Origin of the sequence: Streptomyces sp. HUAS 15-9 (genome assembly GCF_025642155.1) — a bacterium.
In the GTDB taxonomy this organism is placed as follows: Bacteria; Actinomycetota; Actinomycetes; order Streptomycetales; family Streptomycetaceae; genus Streptomyces.
The window spans coordinates 6,254,691-6,271,777 of sequence record NZ_CP106798.1 but is presented as its reverse complement, the minus strand read 5'-3'; the positions used below and the strand labels follow the sequence as shown (position 1 = coordinate 6,271,777).

General features: G+C 69.9%; 14 protein-coding genes and 1 pseudogene. 1 reads left to right on the top strand and 14 read right to left on the bottom strand.

What is annotated here, in order from left to right; translation table 11 throughout:
• Nucleotide 1: 1 nt before the first annotated feature.
• The 7 genes from rplS to proS form a co-directional block, all read right to left on the bottom strand.
• Nucleotides 2-352 carry a 50S ribosomal protein L19 gene (rplS, locus tag N8I87_RS29075; protein WP_030612790.1) on the bottom strand — a complete coding sequence of 117 codons (351 nt, stop codon included), beginning with the start codon at nucleotides 350-352 and terminating at the stop codon, nucleotides 2-4.
• A 135-nt stretch (nucleotides 353-487) separates the two neighbouring features.
• Nucleotides 488-1,321 carry a tRNA (guanosine(37)-N1)-methyltransferase TrmD gene (trmD, locus tag N8I87_RS29070; protein WP_263213190.1) on the bottom strand — a complete coding sequence of 278 codons (834 nt, stop codon included), beginning with the start codon at nucleotides 1,319-1,321 and terminating at the stop codon, nucleotides 488-490.
• On the bottom strand, nucleotides 1,321-1,905 hold the full coding sequence (gene rimM, locus N8I87_RS29065; protein ID WP_263213188.1) for a ribosome maturation factor RimM: 585 nt from the start codon (nucleotides 1,903-1,905) through the stop codon (nucleotides 1,321-1,323). Before rimM ends, trmD begins: the two co-directional genes overlap by 1 nt.
• An 81-nt stretch (nucleotides 1,906-1,986) precedes the next feature.
• A complete protein-coding gene (locus N8I87_RS29060) occupies nucleotides 1,987-2,226 on the bottom strand; it encodes an RNA-binding protein (RefSeq protein ID WP_003973401.1) in 240 nt (79 codons plus the stop codon).
• 5 nt (nucleotides 2,227-2,231) lie between these two features.
• Nucleotides 2,232-2,651, bottom strand: a complete 420-nt coding sequence (rpsP, locus tag N8I87_RS29055; RefSeq protein ID WP_263213185.1) for a 30S ribosomal protein S16 — start codon at nucleotides 2,649-2,651, stop codon at nucleotides 2,232-2,234.
• A gap of 294 nt (nucleotides 2,652-2,945) precedes the next feature.
• Nucleotides 2,946-3,548: a hypothetical protein gene (locus tag N8I87_RS29050; protein WP_263213184.1), complete on the bottom strand. Its 603-nt coding sequence runs from the start codon at nucleotides 3,546-3,548 to the stop codon at nucleotides 2,946-2,948.
• 260 nt (nucleotides 3,549-3,808) lie between these two features.
• Nucleotides 3,809-5,224, bottom strand: coding sequence for a proline--tRNA ligase (gene proS, locus N8I87_RS29045; protein ID WP_263213183.1), 1,416 nt, complete (start codon nucleotides 5,222-5,224; stop codon nucleotides 3,809-3,811).
• Between the two features lie 199 nt (nucleotides 5,225-5,423).
• Here proS and N8I87_RS29040 point away from each other — a divergent pair, with 199 nt between their 5' ends.
• Nucleotides 5,424-6,281: an SAM-dependent methyltransferase gene (locus N8I87_RS29040; RefSeq protein WP_263213182.1), complete on the top strand. Its 858-nt coding sequence runs from the start codon at nucleotides 5,424-5,426 to the stop codon at nucleotides 6,279-6,281.
• A 115-nt stretch (nucleotides 6,282-6,396) separates the two neighbouring features.
• Here the strand turns inward: N8I87_RS29040 and ftsH are convergent, their stop codons facing one another.
• The 7 genes and pseudogenes from ftsH to nsdA all read right to left on the bottom strand — a co-directional run bounded on the left by ftsH (nucleotide 6,397) and on the right by nsdA (nucleotide 16,993).
• Nucleotides 6,397-8,334, bottom strand: coding sequence for an ATP-dependent zinc metalloprotease FtsH (gene ftsH, locus N8I87_RS29035; protein WP_263213181.1), 1,938 nt, complete (start codon nucleotides 8,332-8,334; stop codon nucleotides 6,397-6,399).
• Between the two features lie 114 nt (nucleotides 8,335-8,448).
• Nucleotides 8,449-9,999: a signal recognition particle protein gene (ffh, locus tag N8I87_RS29030; RefSeq protein WP_263213180.1), complete on the bottom strand. Its 1,551-nt coding sequence runs from the start codon at nucleotides 9,997-9,999 to the stop codon at nucleotides 8,449-8,451.
• Between the two features lie 223 nt (nucleotides 10,000-10,222).
• Nucleotides 10,223-12,672, bottom strand: a pseudogene (locus N8I87_RS29025) ([protein-PII] uridylyltransferase).
• A gap of 76 nt (nucleotides 12,673-12,748) precedes the next feature.
• Nucleotides 12,749-13,087, bottom strand: coding sequence for a P-II family nitrogen regulator (locus N8I87_RS29020; protein ID WP_039656487.1), 339 nt, complete (start codon nucleotides 13,085-13,087; stop codon nucleotides 12,749-12,751).
• The gene (locus N8I87_RS29015) at nucleotides 13,084-14,358 is read right to left on the bottom strand and encodes an ammonium transporter (RefSeq protein WP_263213179.1); all 1,275 of its coding nucleotides are present in this window, start codon (nucleotides 14,356-14,358) and stop codon (nucleotides 13,084-13,086) included. The genes N8I87_RS29020 and N8I87_RS29015 overlap by 4 nt, the downstream gene beginning before the upstream one ends.
• Before the next feature lie 226 nt (nucleotides 14,359-14,584).
• Nucleotides 14,585-15,217 carry a hypothetical protein gene (locus tag N8I87_RS29010; RefSeq protein WP_263213178.1) on the bottom strand — a complete coding sequence of 211 codons (633 nt, stop codon included), beginning with the start codon at nucleotides 15,215-15,217 and terminating at the stop codon, nucleotides 14,585-14,587.
• A 294-nt stretch (nucleotides 15,218-15,511) separates the two neighbouring features.
• Nucleotides 15,512-16,993: a transcriptional repressor NsdA gene (gene nsdA, locus N8I87_RS29005; RefSeq protein ID WP_263213177.1), complete on the bottom strand. Its 1,482-nt coding sequence runs from the start codon at nucleotides 16,991-16,993 to the stop codon at nucleotides 15,512-15,514.
• Nucleotides 16,994-17,087 lie beyond the last annotated feature (94 nt).

Below are 17,087 nucleotides of genomic sequence, written 5' to 3'. Positions count from 1 at the left end.
CTCAGCTCTCGCGCTTCTCCTTGATCTTCGCGGCCTTGCCACGCAGCTCGCGCAGGTAGTACAGCTTCGCGCGACGCACGTCACCACGGGTGACGAGCTCGATCTTCTCGACGATCGGGGTGTGCACCGGGAAGGTGCGCTCGACGCCGACGGAGAACGAGACCTTGCGGACCGTGAAGGTCTCACGGACACCGGAGCCCTGGCGGCGGATCACAACGCCCTTGAACTGCTGCACACGGGAGCGGTTGCCCTCGATGACGCGGACGTGGACGTTGACGGTGTCACCCGGGCGGAAGGCCGGGATGTCGCTGCGCAGCGACGCGGAGTCGACGGAGTCGAGCAGGTGAGACATTTCGTCTGCTTTCTTCGCTGATGCCACAGGTCATCAACGGGAACTAGGTTTCCATGAGGACTGCCGTGCGGGTCGGGGCGGGCGTCGTGTCCCCCTGTGGCAGGGGCGCTCGCCGGACGGACGCACAGCAGCGGTCTATTCTTCCATGCCCTCTGGCCTGCGCCAAAATCGGCCGTACGGCTCCCCGTCCGGGTCCGGGGCCCAGCCCAGGATGGAGAGCATCTCGCGGTCCTTCTTGTCGAAGGCCTTGGGGTCGCAGCGCTCGATGAGATCGGGCCGGTTGGCCGACGTACGCCTGAGGGCCTCGTCCCGGCGCCAGCGGGCGATCTTGCCGTGGTGGCCGCTGAGCAGCACGTCCGGGATGTCACGGCCGCGCCAGACGGGCGGCTTGGTGTAGACGGGGCCCTCCAGGAGGCTCGCCATCGCGCCGGGCGCGAACGAGTCGTCCCGGTGGGACTCGGCGTTGCCGAGGACGCCGGGCAGCAGCCGGGCGACGGCCTCGGTGACGACGAGCACGGCCGCCTCGCCGCCGGCCAGGACGTAGTCGCCGATGGACACCTCGTACACCGGTATCCGGGTGGCGTACTCGTCCATGACGCGCCGGTCGATGCCCTCGTAGCGGGCCGGCGTGAAGATCAGCCAGGGGCGCTCGGAGAGCTCCACGGCCAGTTCCTGGGTGAACGGGCGGCCGCTGGGGGTGGGGACGATCAGCGCCGGCGCGTGGGAGCCCGTCTCGTAGCCGTCGGCGAGGACGGAGTCCAGGGCGTCGCCCCAGGGGTCGGTCTTCATGACCATGCCGGGGCCGCCGCCGTACGGCGTGTCGTCGACCGTGTTGTGCCGGTCGTACGTCCAGGAGCGCAGGTCGTGCACGTGCACGTTCAGCTGTCCACGCGCGCGTGCCTTGCCGACCAGGGAGACGTTCAGCGGCTCCAGGTATTCGGGGAAGATCGTGACGACGTCGAGCCGCATCAGGACGCCTCTCCCGCCGAGTCCTGCGCCGCGTCCTGCTCGTCCCCCGGTTCCCGGGAGGAGGCGATCTCGGCCCGGTCGTCGATCAGGCCCGGCGGCGGGGCGACGACCGCCCGCTGCTCCTCCAGGTCGATCTCGGTGACGATCTCCTGGACGAACGGGATCATGACCTCGGTGCCGTCCGGCCGCTCCACGATGAACAGGTCCTGCGAGGGCAGGTGCGAGATCTCCGTGATCCGGCCGACCTCCGTGCCGTCCTCGGTCACCACGTCGAGGTCGATGAGCTGGTGGTCGTAGTACTCGTCCTCGTCCTCGGGGAGCTCGTCGGGGTCGACCTCGGCGATCAGGATCGTGTTGCGCAGCGCCTCGGCGCCGGTGCGATCGGTGACTCCCTCGAACCGCAGGAGGAGCCGACCGCTGTGCACCCGGCCCGCCGCGATGGTCAGCGGCCCCACGGAGGCGGGATCGGTGGCGAGTACGGCGCCGGGGCCGAGCCTGAGTTCCGGCTCGTCGGTACGGACCTCCACGGTGACCTCGCCCTTGATGCCGTGGGCGCGGCCGATCCGCGCGACTACCAGCTGCACTGTGCTTGCTCTCCTGTCATACGACTGCGGGCCGGGGACGGCCCAGTGGCCCTCCCCGGCCCGAGCCGGTGCTGCGAAACGTCAGCGGACGTGGTCCACGTCGACGAGGTCGACACGGACACCGCGGCCGCCGATGGCGCCCACGACGGTGCGCAGGGCGCGCGCGGTGCGGCCGTTGCGGCCGATCACCTTGCCGAGGTCGTCGGGGTGCACCCGGACCTCGAGAACGCGCCCGCGGCGCAGGTTGCGCGAGGCCACCTGCACATCGTCAGGGTTGTCGACGATGCCCTTCACGAGGTGCTCAAGCGCCTCTTCGAGCATGCTGCTCAGGCCTCGGTCGACTCGGACTCAGCCGCGGCCTCGTCCTTCTTCTCAGCCTTCTTCTTCTGGGTGATGGCCTCACCCTTGCCCTCGTCGTCACCGCCGAGAGCCTCGAACGACGGACGCGTGGCCTTCGACTCGGCGACGAGCAGCGGCGCCGGGGCGGGCTCGCCCTTGAACTTCTGCCAGTCGCCGGTCTTCTTCAGGATGGCGAGGACGGGCTCGGTCGGCTGCGCGCCGACACCCAGCCAGTACGCCACGCGCTCGGCGTCCACCTCCATGACCGACGGGTTGTAGGTCGGGTGGTACTTGCCGATCTCCTCGATCGCACGGCCGTCACGACGGGTGCGGGAGTCGGCGACGACGATGCGGTAGTGAGGCGAACGGATCTTACCCAGACGCTTCAGCTTGATCTTGACTGCCACGGGAGTGGATTCTCCTGGATTTGACGTGGTTGGGCACGGCGAGACTGCCGCGTGGGGTTGCGGTACCCGAGTGCCCGATGGACGCGTCAGCCGGAGGAGAGAGGGGTCCTGTGCGGCTGTCGAGTACAGCTAGCCATTGTGCCACACCCCGCGGGTCGCTTTTGGCCGAGGGGTCCGGGCGGGTGATCTTGGGCATGCCTGGGGGGCACCCGGCGTGGAGGTGACCGTACGTCGGGTGCGCCACTCGGCACCTGCGGGGCCTGCCGGCCGCGACTGCCACGAGCAGCCGCGGCCTCAGCTCGCCGCCGCTCCCACGACCTCCGGGATGCGGAACGGCTTTCCGCAGCCGCCGCACACGATCGGGGCCTGGGCCAGGACCGACGGAACCACCCGGACGTTGCGGCCGCAGTCGCAGACCGCCTTGACACGGACGCCGCCGCCGGAGGAGCCGTGGCGGGCGGCCGGGCCGCGGAAGGTGCGGGTGGTGTCGGCGGACGTGGCCACCGTGTGGGCCTTCAGGGCGCGCTGAAGGCGTTCGATCGTCGGCCGGTAACGCCGCTTCGCCTCGGCGTTCAGCGTGACCAGGGAGAAGCCACTGCTGGGGTGCGGTTCGTCGGGGTGGTCCAGGCCCAGTTCCTCGGCGATCGCGAGGAACCTGCGGTTGTGGTAGCGGCCGGCGCGGGAGGTGTCGCGGACCCCGCGCGCGGCAGCGATGCCGTGGACTGCCTCATGGAGCAGTCGTTCGAAGGAGAGCTCGTGACCGCAGGCGGACGACGACTCCCCGATCAGGGACTCTGGCGCGGCAAGGTCAGGCAGTTCGGGGTGGTACCGCTGAATGTCGGCCCACGCCTGTGCCAGCTCTGCGGCGAGAACAGGTGGTGTCTGTGTCGTGCTCACGTAATGACAACGAGCCTGAGGGCTCCAGTGTTCCGATTCCGGGCCATCCCAAATAATTTGCACTTACCCGTCAGTTGCCGCTGATGCGTCCTGACGAGGGCGGGTGCGCTGATCTGCGGAGAAGCCTCACAGCTCATACCAAGCCGGTGCGTAGCCTGACGTACGACCCAGCGCGTAGAAGAAGTCCGCGCGCCGGGGCGGGCGTAGTCGGCGGTTGCGCAAGAGGCGTTTCGGTCGCTCTCGTGGCGAAGGTCGCTACTTCAGTAAGCGCGCGCGACGACCGCGACGTTACTCGGGGCGTCCCCGTCCTCCGGCACCGACCCGTCCTCGGCGAGCAGACACCGTACGGTCATCGCGTGCTCGGCCAGCGCGGCCTCGCCCTCCTCGCCGAGCGTGGCCCACGGGATGCGCGCCCAGCCGCCGGCGGTGACCGCCTCGACAGCCTCCCCGATCGTCGACACGTCCGCGGTGCGCGACTCACGGCGCTCCCGGGACTGCTTCAGCAGCAGCGCCTGGTCCTCCTGGAGGATCGCCGGGAGGAGCCCGGCCACGGCGTCCAGGGCCACCGGTTCCTTGCCGCCCGGGATGCGGCGGACCAGCATCGCCGTGCCGTTCTCCAGGTCACGGGGGCCGACCTCGACACGGACGGGCACCCCCTTCAGCTCCCAGTCGACGGCGCGGCGGCCGAAGGGGATGTCGGTGCGGTCGTCCACGTGAACCCGGATGCCCGTCGCCCTGAGCCGCTCGCCGATCTCACGGACCTTGGCCAGAACCGCCTCCTCGCCCTTGATCGCGAGGACGACCGCCTGGATCTGCGCCAGCCGCGGCGGGACCCGCAGGCCGTTGTCGTCGCCGTGCGTCATCACCAGCGCGCCGATCATGCGGGTCGTCGAGCCCCAGGAGGTCTGCCAGACGTACTCCTGCGTACCGTCCTTGGACAGATACCGGGTGTTGAACGGCTTGGCGAAGTTCTGGCCCAGCTCATGGCTGGTGACCATCTGCAGGGCCTTGCCGTCCCCCATCATGCTCTCGAGCGTGAGGGTGTTGACGGCGCCCGCGAAACGCTCCTTGAGCGTCTTGCGGCCGGAGACGAAGTCCATCGCGAGCACGTGCTCCAGGAAGTCCCCGTAGACGTCGCGCTGGATGTGCGCGGCGAACTCCCGCGCCTCCTCGTACGTGGCGTGCGCGGTGTGTCCCTCCTGCCACAGGAACTCGGAGGTGCGCAGGAACAGACGCGGACGCAGCTCCCAGCGGACCACGTTCGCCCACTGGTTGATGAGCAGGGGCAGGTCCCGGTAGCTCTGCACCCACTTCGAGAAGTACTCGTTGACGATGGTCTCCGACGTGGGACGGACGACCGCGGGCTCCTCCAGCTCCTTGCCGCCGCCGTGCGTGACCACCGCGAGTTCGGGCGCGAACCCCTCGACGTGGTCGGCCTCCCGGGTGAGGTACGACTGCGGGATCAGCAGCGGGAAGTACGCGTTCTGAGTGCCCGTCTCCTTGATGCGGGCGTCCATCTCCGCCTGCATCCGCTCCCACAGCCCGTAACCGTACGGCCGGATCACCATGGTGCCGCGCACCGGCCCGTTGTCGGCCAGCTCGGCCTTGGCGATCAGGTCCTGGTACCAGCGCGGAAAGTCGTCCGCCCTGGGGGTGAGAATGGATGCCTTTGCCATGGCGCGATGCTACGGGCTCAGGTTGCGGGCATGTGAAATCTCGCCACGGGCGCCGCGAACCCACAAGGAGGGCCCCTGGACCCCTGGACGTCACCGCGAGCCGGGAGTTACCTGACATACGTGGGGAGTGCGAGCGCACATCACGGGGGCCACGGAATCGGGCACACCACCAACTCTCGGCGGATTGGGGCGCTTACCTATGACACCTACGCTCGTGCGGCACACCCTGTCTCACGCGGGATCCGCACCCCGCGTGAACCTGGACGCACGCGCGCGTGACTGGTCCGAGATCCAGGAGCGGATGCTCGTCCCGCTCTACGAGGCCGTCTACGAGCGACTTGAAGTGGGCCCCGCCAGCAGGCTGCTGGGCCTCGGCTGCGGCTCCGGGCTCGCCCTGCTGATGGCGGCCTCCAGAGGAGCGGCCATCACCGGTGTCGACTCCGCCCGTCCCGAACGGCTCGTCCTCGCACGGGCCCGGCTGCTGCCCGACACCTGGGGCACGCGCGCGCGTGCGGCCACCCGGATCGCCGAGCGCTTACCCGGGGACACGGCCGGCACCAGGACGTCCGCGTACACCCTTGTGACGGCCTTCGAGCCGATCGGATGCCTGGCGGGCGACTCGGAAGGACTCGGTGAGATGCTCGCCTCCGCGACACCGCTCGCCGAGCGCGGAGCGCCGGTGGTGCTGGTCGGCTGGGGCCCACCGGAACGCTGCGCCACGTCGTCCGTGCTGCGGGTGGCCACGAAACTGGCCGATCCGCTGCGCAGCGCGGGCAGTTGGCGCCCCGCCCTGCGCGACGACCTGGAGGAGGTCGCCCAGCGGGCCGGCCTGAAGCCGGACGGATCGGGCCGGGTCGCCTGTCCGTTCGGGTACGCCGATCCCGACAGTGCCGTACGGGGCCTGCTGTCGACGGGCCTGTTCGACGCGGCGATCGCGGCCACGGACCAGGAGCAGGTGGACAAGGAGCTGAGGGAGGCACTGCACCCGTACCAGCGGCCGGACGGGACGGTGTGGATGCCGAACGTGTTCCGCTATCTGATCGCCCGCACACCCTGAGCGTCGCGCACGCCCAGAGCGTCGCGCACGCCCAGAGCATCACGCACACCCTGAGCGTCGCGCACGCCCAGAGCATCACGCACATCCTGAGCGTCCCTCACGCCCAGAGCGTCCCTCACGCCTCCGCGTCCTTCGTCAGGCGCGTGATGCCCGCGATCCGGTACGCGTCCGCCTCCTCCAGCGTCTCGTTCTCCAGCAGGGCCTCGGTCAAGGCGTCCAGTTGGGAGCGGTGGTCGCGGAGCTTGCGGCAGGCCTCCTCGTAGCACTCGTCGACGATCCTGCGCATCTCGGCGTCGATCACGTCGAGGGTCTGCGGGGCGGCCGAGAGCCCGTACGCCTGCTGGGCGTCGCTCGGCAGGGCGGAGAGCCGGCCGATGCGCTCGCTCATGCCCCAGCGGGCCACCATCCCGCGCGCGATGGCGGTGACCTGCTCGAGGTCGTTCTCCGCGCCCGTGGTCACGACGCCGTAGACCACCTCTTCCGCGGCCATACCGCCCAGGGCGCCGATGATCCGGCCGCGCAGATACCCCTCCGAGTGCGCGTACCGCTCCACCTCGGGGGTCGACATCGTCACCCCGAGCGCCCGGCCGCGCGGCACGATGGTGATCTTGCGGACGGGGTCGGCGCCGGGCTGCAGCATGCCGAGCAGGGCGTGCCCGCTCTCGTGGTAGGCGGTGCGCCGGCGGTCCTCCTCGGGCATCACGAGGGTGCGCTCGGCACCGAGCTGCACCTTCTCCAGCGCCTCGGACAGGTCCGACCGGGTCACCGTCTCCTGCTTGCGCTTGACCGCGAGCAGCGCGGCCTCGTTGGCGAGATTGGCCAGATCCGCGCCTGTCATGCCCGGGGTGGTCCGGGCCACCTGGGCCAGGTCGACGTTCGGATCGAGCGGGATCTCACGGGTGTGGATCCGCAGGATCGCCTCACGCCCGCCCCGGTCCGGCGGGGAGACGTGGACCACCCGGTCGAAGCGGCCGGGCCGGGTCAGCGCCGGGTCCAGGATGTCGGCGCGGTTCGTCGCCGCCACCACGACCACGCCCTCCGAGCCGGAGAAGCCGTCCATCTCCGTGAGGATCTGGTTCAGCGTCTGCTCGCGCTCGTCGTGGCCGCTCACCGACGGGCCGCCGCCGCGCTGCCGGCCGATCGTGTCGATCTCGTCGATGAAGATGATCGACGGGGCCACCTTGCGGGCCTCGGCGAACAGCTCACGGACCCGGGACGCACCGACACCGACGATCATCTCGATGAACTCGGACGCGGAGGCGGAGAAGAACGGCACGCCCGCCTCGCCCGCCACCGCGCGCGCCAGCAGGGTCTTGCCGGTGCCGGGCGCGCCCGCGAGCAGCACACCGCGTGGCATCTTCGCGCCCATCCTGCGGTAGGCGTCGGGGTTCTCCAGGAAGTCGACGACGTCGTCCAGCTCGCCCTTGACCTCGTCGATGCCGGCCACGTCGGCGAACGACGTGCGCTGGGTGCCCGGCCGGAGCCCGACCGGCTTGGGCGGGGCCTTGCGGCCGAGCATGCCGCCCACACCGCCCGGTCCCCCGCCGATCCGCCGCGCGAAGAAGATCCACACGGCGACCAGCAGCACGATCGGCACCAGCGAGATCAGCAGGTTGGACAGCAGACTGCGCTCCTGCACGACGGGCTGCGCGGTCACCGTGACGCCATGGCTGCTCAGGTTCTGCCAGAGCCTGTCGTCCGCGAAGGCCGGGCGCTGCGTCCTGAACTTGGTGTACTGGCCACCGCCGCTGGGCTTGGCCTGGGACGTCCTGAGCTCGCCCTGGATCGCGTCGCCCTTGGAGTAGATCTTGGCGACGTTGCCGTCGCTCACCTGCCTGCTGAACTCCGTGTACGAGATCGTCGGCTCGTTGCCCTGGCCCAGGTAGTTCAGCCCGATGTAGGCCAGCAGAAAGACGATCACCGCGGTGACGGCGAGGCCCCACCACTTCCCGCGTATCCGTCGGCCACCGGGCCGCCGGGGCGGCTCGTCCGGGGTGCCCTCGGTACGCCACGGCTGCTCAGGGTCCTTCCGCGGCGGCGCGGCATTGCTCATATCTGGACGTTACGGCACACAGCGAGCCGCGGCACGCGCTGAGGGCGCCCTCCTCGAAGGAGGACGCCCTCAGTGCCGTACGACGTGGGTACGCGCCGGGCCGTGACCGTCGGGTCAGCCCATGAACTTCTTGAACTCGTCCGGCAGCTCGAAGTCCTTGCCGCCCTGCTGCGGCAGGCCGAAGGCGCCACCGCCCTGGGCGGCCGCCTCACGGCGCTGGGCCTCCTCCAGCTCCTGCTGCTTGCGCTTCATCGGGTTGCCGGAGCGCTGCTTGCCCTTGGCCTTCTTGGGCTGCTTCTTGGTGCGGCCGGGGCCGCCGCCCATGCCCGGGATCCCCGGCATACCGGGCATGCCGCCGCCCTGGGCCATGCGGGACATCATCTTGCGGGCCTCGAAGAACCGCTCGACCAGGTTCTTCACGGCGCTGACCTCGACGCCGGAGCCCTTGGCGATACGGGCGCGACGGGAGCCGTTGATGATCGTCGGCTCCTGGCGCTCGCCCGGGGTCATCGACTTGATGATCGCGGCCGTGCGGTCGACGTCCCGCTCGTCCAGGTTGTTGATCTGGTCCTTGATCTGGCCCATGCCCGGAAGCATGCCGAGCAGCTTGCTGATGCTGCCCATCTTCCTGACCTGCTCCATCTGGGCCAGGAAGTCGTCCAGGGTGAAGTCCTGGCCCTTCTTGGACGCCAGCTTGGAGGCCATCTTCTCGGCCTCTTCCTGGCTGAACGTCTTCTCCGCCTGCTCGATCAGGGTGAGCAGGTCACCCATGTCGAGGATGCGGGAGGCCATCCGGTCAGGGTGGAACGCGTCGAAGTCGTCGAGCTTCTCGCCGTTCGACGCGAACATGATCGGCTTGCCGGTGATCTGGCGGATCGACAGGGCCGCACCACCGCGGGCGTCACCGTCGAGCTTGGAGAGCACCACACCGTCGAAACCGACGCCGTCGCGGAAGGCCTCCGCGGTGTTGACGGCGTCCTGACCGATCATCGCGTCGACGACGAAGAGGATCTCGTCCGGGGAGACCGCGTCCCGGATGTCCGCGGCCTGCTGCATCATCTCCTGGTCGATGCCCAGGCGGCCCGCGGTGTCCACGATCACGATGTCGTGGACCTTGGTCCTCGCGTGCTCGATGGAGTCCTTGGCGACCTTGACCGGGTCGCCGACGCCGTTGCCCGGCTCGGGCGCGAAGACCGCGACACCGGCGCGCTCGGCGACGACGCTCAGCTGGTTGACGGCGTTGGGGCGCTGGAGGTCGGCGGCTACGAGCAGCGGCGAGTGGCCCTGCCCCTTGAGCCAGTGGCCCAGCTTACCCGCGAGGGTGGTCTTACCGGCACCCTGCAGACCTGCCAGCATGATCACGGTGGGGGGCTGCTTGGCGAAGCGCAGGCGCCGGGTCTCGCCGCCCAGGATGGTGACGAGCTCGTCGTTGACGATCTTCAGCACCTGCTGGGCAGGATTCAGCGCCCGGGAGACCTCGGCGCCGAGGGCCCTTTCCTTGACGTTCTTGATGAACGTCCGGACGACAGGCAGGGCCACGTCCGCTTCGAGGAGTGCGATGCGGATCTCGCGGGCCGTGGCGTCGATGTCCGCCTCGCTGAGGCGCCCCTTGCCGCGGAGATTTTTGAAAGTCGCGCTGAGGCGGTCGGAGAGGGTATCGAACACGGTGGCGTCGGTCCTCGGGGTCGGGGTCGTCTTGGGCTGCCCTCCAGAGTATCTGGCCCGGCAAGTGAATCGTCCCCGCCTGCTCAGTTCGGCCGGCGGAGACGATGGAAACCCCGCAGTGGCGGGGAGCATGTTCGGTGGCCTCGTCGGCCGCCTCAGCACGACGGACCACCCCCGCATCAGCGGGGAGCGCACCCGATCAACGCTTGACACGACCGCAAGGTCACCCCCGCAGCGTCTCCTCCAGCTTCCGCGCCACCGAGGCCGCCTCCTCCCCCGGCAGCGGAGTCCCGGCGGCGGATGTCACATAGAAGGCGTCCACAGCGTTGCTGCCCAGCGTGCTCACATGGGCGCTGCGCACCCGTACGCTCGCGTCCTCCAGGGCCTGGCCGATACGGAACAGCAGTCCCGGCGCGTCCTGCGCGCGGACCTCGATCACGGTCGCGTGCCGGGAGGCCGCCGACGCCACCGCCACCCGGGCGGGCGGTGCCACCCAGCCGCGGCGCCGGGGGTAGGCCGCGTCGCGCTCGGCGAGGCGGGACGCGATGTCCAGGGAGCCGTCCAGGGCGCGGACCAGGTCGGCGCGGAGCCGGGCCGCCTGCGGCAGGGAGCCGTACTCCGCCGCGACCCGCCAGTTCAGCAGCAGGACGGAGCCCTCGTCGACGTCGTCCGGGAGGCGCAGGGCGCGCAGTTCCGCGGTGCGGACGGTCAGCCGGTGCACGGCGAGCACACCGGCCACCGCGGGCAGCACGCGCGGCTGGTCCGGTACCGCGATGACGAGCTCCACGCCGAGGGGCTCGGGCTCCCCGGTGGGTTCGTCCTCGGGCCGGGGTTCGGTCTGGGCGCGCAGGGCCAGAACCGGGCCGCGCGTGCGGAACGCCTCGATGGCGAGCCGTTCCTGTTCCGCGGTGGGCGCGGCGGGCTCGGGCTCCTCGGGGGTGTCCCCGGCGAGCACGGCCGAGACCCGTTTCACCAGGTCGGCGACGAGGGAGCCGCGCCAGGTCGACCAGGCGGCCGGGCCGGTGGCCAGCGCGTCCGCCTCGGTCAGCGCGTGCAGCAGTTCCAGCGTGCTCTGCGAGCCGACCGCGTCGGCGACCGAGCGGACGGTGACGGGGTCCTCCAGGTCGCGCCGGGTGGCCGTCTCGATCAGCAGCAGATGGTGCCGTACGAGGGTGGAGAGCACCGCCACGTCCGCGCGGTCGAAGCCGATGCGCACCGCCACGTCCTTGGCGATGATCTCGCCGGCCACCGAGTGGTCGCCGGGCCAGCCCTTGCCGATGTCGTGCAGCAGCGCGGAGACCAGGAGGAGGTCGGGGCGGCTGACGCGGCGGGTCAGCTCGGAGGCGCGGACCGCCGTTTCGATGAGGTGGCGGTCGACCGTCCAGATGTGGACGGCGTTGCGCTGCGGGCGGCAGCGGACCCGCTCCCAGTCCGGGAGCAGCTGGGTGATCAGGCCTTCCGCCTCCAGCGCCTCCCAGACGTCGATGGTCGGGCGGCCCGAGCCGAGCAGGGTCACGAGCTGCTCGCGCGCCTCGGCGGGCCAGGGCGTGGGCAGGGGGCGCACGGTGGCCGCCAGATGCCGTACGGCGTGCAGGGAGAGCGGGAGACCGGCCTGTGCGGCGGCGGCCGCGGCGCGCAACGGCAGCACTGGGTCGCGTTCGGGGCGTGCGGCGCGGGCGAGCACCGCCTCACCGTCCTGCTCCACCACGCCCTCGGCCAGCGGAGATCTTTCGGCGACGGGCTTGCCGCCGCCCAGCATGGCCCGCAGTCGCGGCCGCACGGCGCGTGAGCGCAGAACGCGGCCCACTTCACGCCAGGTGACATCACTGGCGTACGAAATGACGCGCGCGGCCTCGTAGACCTGGCGCAGCAGGGTGTCGGCGTCGAGCAGGCCCAGCTCGGCCGCGACCTGGTCCTGTTCCTGCAGAGCCAGCCGGTCGGTGGCCCGCCCGGTGGTCAGGTGCAGTGCGTCGCGCACGTCGAGCAGGCGCCGCCGGGCGTCCGCGAGGCCCTCGCGGGGGCGTCGGCCAGCCAGGACGCGGCGACCGCGCGCAGGGCGGTGGCGTCCCGGAGGCCACCGCGGGCCTCCTTGAGGTCGGGTTCCAGGAGGTACTGGAGCTCGCCCTGGCGCTCGGCGCGCTCGCCGCACAGCTCCTGGAGTTCGGGGAGGCGCTTGGGGGCCTGATTGCGCCAGTCGGCGAGGACGGCCGTGCGTAGTCCGGCGGTGAGGCCGAGGTCGCCCGCGACATGGCGGGCGTCGAGGAGACCGAGCTGGACCTTGAGGTCCTCACCGGCGGTCTTGCGCGCCTCGGCCGGGGTGCGCACCGAGTGGTCGAGGGCGAGGCCCAGGTCCCAGACGGGATACCAGACGCGGTCGGCGAGGGCGGCGACCTCCTTGTTGTCGGCGCCCTCGTGCAGCAGCAGGAGGTCGAGATCGCTGCGTGGGGACAGCTCGCCGCGTCCGTAGCCGCCGACGGCCACCAGTGAGACGCCCTTGAGGCCGTCGGCGGCCGCGGTGAACAGTCCCGTCAGCCACTCGTCCGTCAGTTCGGCGAGGGCCGCGCGGCGCGGCGGCCCGGACCGCGCCCCCTCAGTGAGGAGGCGCAGCCGGGCCGCCGCATAGCCGCTGGGTCCCGAGTCATCCGCGTCTTTTCGAACATCCGTACTCGTCACCCGGCGACTCCTGTCCATCTTCTGTGGTGAGCGGGTCCGCCGTCCGCGGTGGCGGATCCGCTCCGAGCGGGTCGGCTCAGAGCGCGTCCGGGCCGCGCTCGCCGGTCCGTACCCGGACGGCCGTCTCGACCGGCAGGGACCAGACCTTGCCGTCACCGATCTTTCCCGTACGGGCCGCCTTGACGACGACCTCGATCAGCTGCTCGGCGTCGTCGTCCTCGGCCAGCACCTCGATACGGATCTTGGGGACCAGGTCGACCGTGTACTCGGCACCGCGGTAGACCTCGGTGTGTCCTCTCTGACGACCGTAACCGCTCGCCTCGGTGACCGTCAGTCCGTGGACGCCGAAGGCCTGAAGGGCCTCCTTGATCTCGTCGAGCCGGTGGGGCTTCACGACGGCGGTGATGAGCTTCATGCGTCCACCTTCTTGGTCTCGGCGGTGGGAACGGAAGCCGCGGCGACGCCGGAGAGCCCGCCTCCTGCCCCGCTGTAGTCGTACGCGGTTTCGGCGTGGGCCGTCTGGTCGAGACCCGTGACCTCGTCCTCCTCAGTGGCCCGGAACCCGATCGTCTTCTGGATCAGGAAGGCCAGGATGAGGGTCACCACGAAGGTGTAGCCCATGACCGAGAAGGCGCCGATGGCCTGGGAGCCGAACTGCTTCCATCCGCCGGCCCCGCCGGTCGCGAGGAATCCGACCATGAGCGTGCCGATCACGCCGCCGACCATGTGGACGCCGACGACGTCCAGGGAGTCGTCGTAGCCCAGCTTGAACTTGAGACTGACCGCCCAGGAGCAGAACGCTCCCGCGACCACGCCGATCAGGAGTGCGCCGAACACGTTGACGTTGCCGCCGGACGGGGTGATCGCGACCAGGCCGGCCACGGCTCCGGAGCAGGCACCGAGCGTGGTGAAGGCTCCGTGGCGGATGCGCTCGTAGGCCAGCCAGCCGAGCATGGCCGCACCCGTGGCGACCTGGGTGTTCAGGGCCATGTTGGCGGCAGTGCCGTCAGCCGCGAGCTCGGAGCCCGCGTTGAAGCCGAACCAGCCGAACCACAGCAGAGCGGTGCCGATCAGAACCAGCGGCAGGTTGTGGGGCCGCATCGGGTCCTTCTTGAAGCCGACCCGCTTGCCGAGCACCAGGACCGCTGCCAGAGCGCCGGCACCGGCGTTGATGTGCACCGCGGTACCGCCGGCGAAGTCGATGACCGCCGGGTCCAGCTTGGCGAGCCAGCCGCCGCCCCAGACCCAGTGGGCGACCGGGAAGTACACCACGGTGACCCACAGGCCGATGAAGACCATCCACGAGCTGAACTTCACCCGGTCGGCGAGCGCACCGCTCATCAGGGCCGGAGTGATGACCGCGAACAGCATCTGGAACAGCGAGAAGGCGAACAGCGGGATCTTACGGCCGGCGAAGTTCTCCATCAGGGTGTCGCCGTGGACACCCTTCAACCCGATGAGGTCGAGGTTGCCTACAAAACCTCCGACGTCGCCGCTGAAGGTCAGCGAGTGTCCGAACAGCACCCAGAGCACGCTGACGATGCCGAGGCTTACGAAGGACATCATGAGCATGTTCAGCGTGCTCTTGGTGCGGACCATGCCTCCATAGAAGAGGGCGAGGCCCGGCGTCATCACCATGACCAGCGCGGCGCTGATCAGTACGAATCCGGTATCTCCAACATTCAAGGCCTGAGACTCCTTCTGCGGAACGGCCCTGTGCGGATGCCTGTGACAACGGGCCGACTGTGTTCAGGAGACTGACCCAGACCGGTTTCACGTAGCGCGTAGAAGTGTTTCTTGGACGTGACGAAGCCCGCCACCGTGTTACGCCGAGGTGAATCAGGCCACAGCGCCGAGGGCCGGGCAGCCATCCGACCAACCCGGCCCTCGTACGCGTGCGAGCGTTATGGGATCAGCAGTGCCCGTAGGTCTGGCACCAGAGCTTCACGCCCATCTTGTGGTTGAAGTCCTGCCACTTGCCGGTGGCGAAGCTCTTGTTGATGGCGTCCGGCACCGTCGGGTGCGTGACGTACGCCCACACATGGAGCATCAGGTAGTGCGTGTTCTTCTCCGAGTAGAACTGGAAGTAGACCTTGGAGCCGGCCCCGTCGAAGTGGCCCTTCTCCGCGGTGAAGTACCAGCCGTTCTTGACGCCCCCGTGGTAGCGGACGGGGGCGTTCCTGCAGCCGAAGGGGCCGGCCGCGCACGCCTTCAGGGAAAGGTGCTGGTTCTCCTTCGGGTACTTCTTCGGTGCGCCCTTGATCGGGAAGGTGCAGTTGAAGCACCTGTGCAGTTCCTTGATCGCCAGGCTGGGCGCCCAGGCGACGCCGACGTGTCCGCGGAGGTTGTTCGGCTTGACGCGCATGCGAATGTCGTAGAGCTTGCGCGCCTTCTTCGCCGAAACGGCGCCTTGCGCCTCCACCGCCGTGGACCGAGTGACGCTCTGCGTCTTCGTGACCGCGCCGGCTTCGGCCGCCGGGCCGAGCGCGATCAGCACGGACGCAACGCCTGCCGCGAAAGCGGACAGGACTGATTTCATCTTCATGTGTCCCCGTGAATCCCCGTTGTAACGGTCGTCTGTCGCAACTGAGTCAACTTCAGTGACTTGTATGCGAGTTGCCGCGAAGATCGACTCCGCGACAGCCGTCACAGTACTCACACGGGCGCCACGTCGACCAACGTGTAACGCAGGTTTAACATCCAAGATCCGATCACCCCGGCAACGGACCGGTCCGGCCGCGGCGGGCCTTCCGAGGACCTGGCGTGGGGGAGCCGAGTCGGACAGTTCGGGAGGGCCGGCCGCGGCCGGGGCTATGGGTTTCCTGCGATTCCCGGGGCCTCAGACCGCCTCGGCCGTCTCGGGGAGGTCGACGGCGAGCTGCTCGGTGAGGTCGATGACCTCCGCCAGGTGCCCGAATTCGCGCACGGCCGTGTCGACGGTCTTTCGGATACGAGTGTTCACCCGCTCGGAGCGGACCTTCTTGGCGATGCCCATGGCCGTGGAGGCATAGGCGGTGCTCTGCTCGGGCTCGCGGCGCAGCAGATGCACGGTGGCCATGCCGATCAGGTTCAGTGCGTACGACCGCTGGTGCTCGGAGTCCTTCGCGAACCGCTCCACGGCCTGCTCCATCAGGGGCTCGGCCAGGGAGGCGTAGGTCGGGCTGCGGCCGGCGACATACGCCAGGTCGCGGAAGGAGTGGGAGTTCTCGCCGTACAGCTCGGCCTCGGAGAAGAAGCGGATCCAGTCGGGGTCCGGTTCGTCCCACTCGTCGACCTCGGCGAAGGTGTCCTCGGCCATGCGGACGGCCCGCTTGCACTTGCCGGGCTGGCCCATGTTGGCGTAGGCGCGGGCCTCCATCGCATACAGCATGGACTGGGTCCGCGGGCTCGCGCAGTCCCGGCTGCCGTACTGCGCGAGGTGGATCAGCTCCAGGGCGTCGTCGGGCCGGCCGAGGTGGATCATCTGGCGGCTCATGCTGGACAGGACGTACGAGCCGAGCGGCTTGTCACCCGCCTCCTTGGCGGCGTGCAGGGCGAGCACGAAGTACTTCTGCGCGGTGGGCTGGAGTCCGATGTCGTAACTCATCCAGCCGGCCAGCTCGGCGAGCTCGGCGGCGACCTTGAAGAGCTTTCTGCTGGTGGCCTCGGGCTGGGGCTCCTGGAGGAGGTCGGTGACCTCGTGCAGCTGGCCGACGACCGCCTTGCGGCGCAGACCGCCGCCGCACTGGGCGTCCCACTGGCGGAACATCACCGTGGTGGACTCCAGCAGGTCCAGCTCGGGCTTGGACAGCCGGCCCGGACGACGGGAGTCGTGGTACGGCTCGGGCTCGGGCTCGGAGAGCTGTCCGGACGGTGCGGGGACGAGCCAGCGCTGCATGGGTTCGATGAGGGACGGGCCCGCGGACAGGGCCAGCGAGGTCCCGAGGAAGCCGCGCCGCGCCAGCATGAGGTCGCTGCGCGAGAACTCGCTGAGCAGGGCCACCGTCTGCGGGCCCGTCCAGGGCAGGTCGACCCCGGTCGCGGAGGGTGACTGGCGGGCGGGCCGCAGGCCGAGGTCCTCGACGGAGACGACACAGCCGAACCGCTCGGAGAACAGCTCGGAGAGGATTCTCGGGATCGGCTCGCGCGGGTTCTCCCCGTCCAGCCAGCGGCGCACCCGGGACGTGTCCGTGGAGATGTGGTTGGCACCCAACTGGCGTGCCCGCCGGTTCACTTGCCGGGCGAGCTCGCCCTTGGACCAGCCACTGCGCACGAACCACGAGCCGAGCAGCTCATTGGGGCGCTTGTCAGCGTTCGTCCCGCCACCGCCGTTGCCGCCCACTGGAACGCCCCCATCCCTGAGACCACTTGTCGCCGAGTGCGCCAAGCCCTATCAGAATGCCGTCAAACAGGGCCGCCCGTCCGCTGGTTCTCAT

Coding starts and splice junctions, on each gene's coding strand:
- N8I87_RS29060 (WP_003973401.1), bottom strand. CDS start 2,226: ATGCTCGAAGAGGCGCTTGAGCACCTCGTGAAGGGCATCGTCGACAAC.
- N8I87_RS29040 (WP_263213182.1), top strand. CDS start 5,424: ATGACACCTACGCTCGTGCGGCACACCCTGTCTCACGCGGGATCCGCA.
- rplS (WP_030612790.1), bottom strand. CDS start 352: ATGTCTCACCTGCTCGACTCCGTCGACTCCGCGTCGCTGCGCAGCGAC.
- trmD (WP_263213190.1), bottom strand. CDS start 1,321: ATGCGGCTCGACGTCGTCACGATCTTCCCCGAATACCTGGAGCCGCTG.
- N8I87_RS29010 (WP_263213178.1), bottom strand. CDS start 15,217: ATGAAGATGAAATCAGTCCTGTCCGCTTTCGCGGCAGGCGTTGCGTCC.
- ftsH (WP_263213181.1), bottom strand. CDS start 8,334: ATGAGCAATGCCGCGCCGCCGCGGAAGGACCCTGAGCAGCCGTGGCGT.
- proS (WP_263213183.1), bottom strand. CDS start 5,224: ATGGCAAAGGCATCCATTCTCACCCCCAGGGCGGACGACTTTCCGCGC.
- N8I87_RS29020 (WP_039656487.1), bottom strand. CDS start 13,087: ATGAAGCTCATCACCGCCGTCGTGAAGCCCCACCGGCTCGACGAGATC.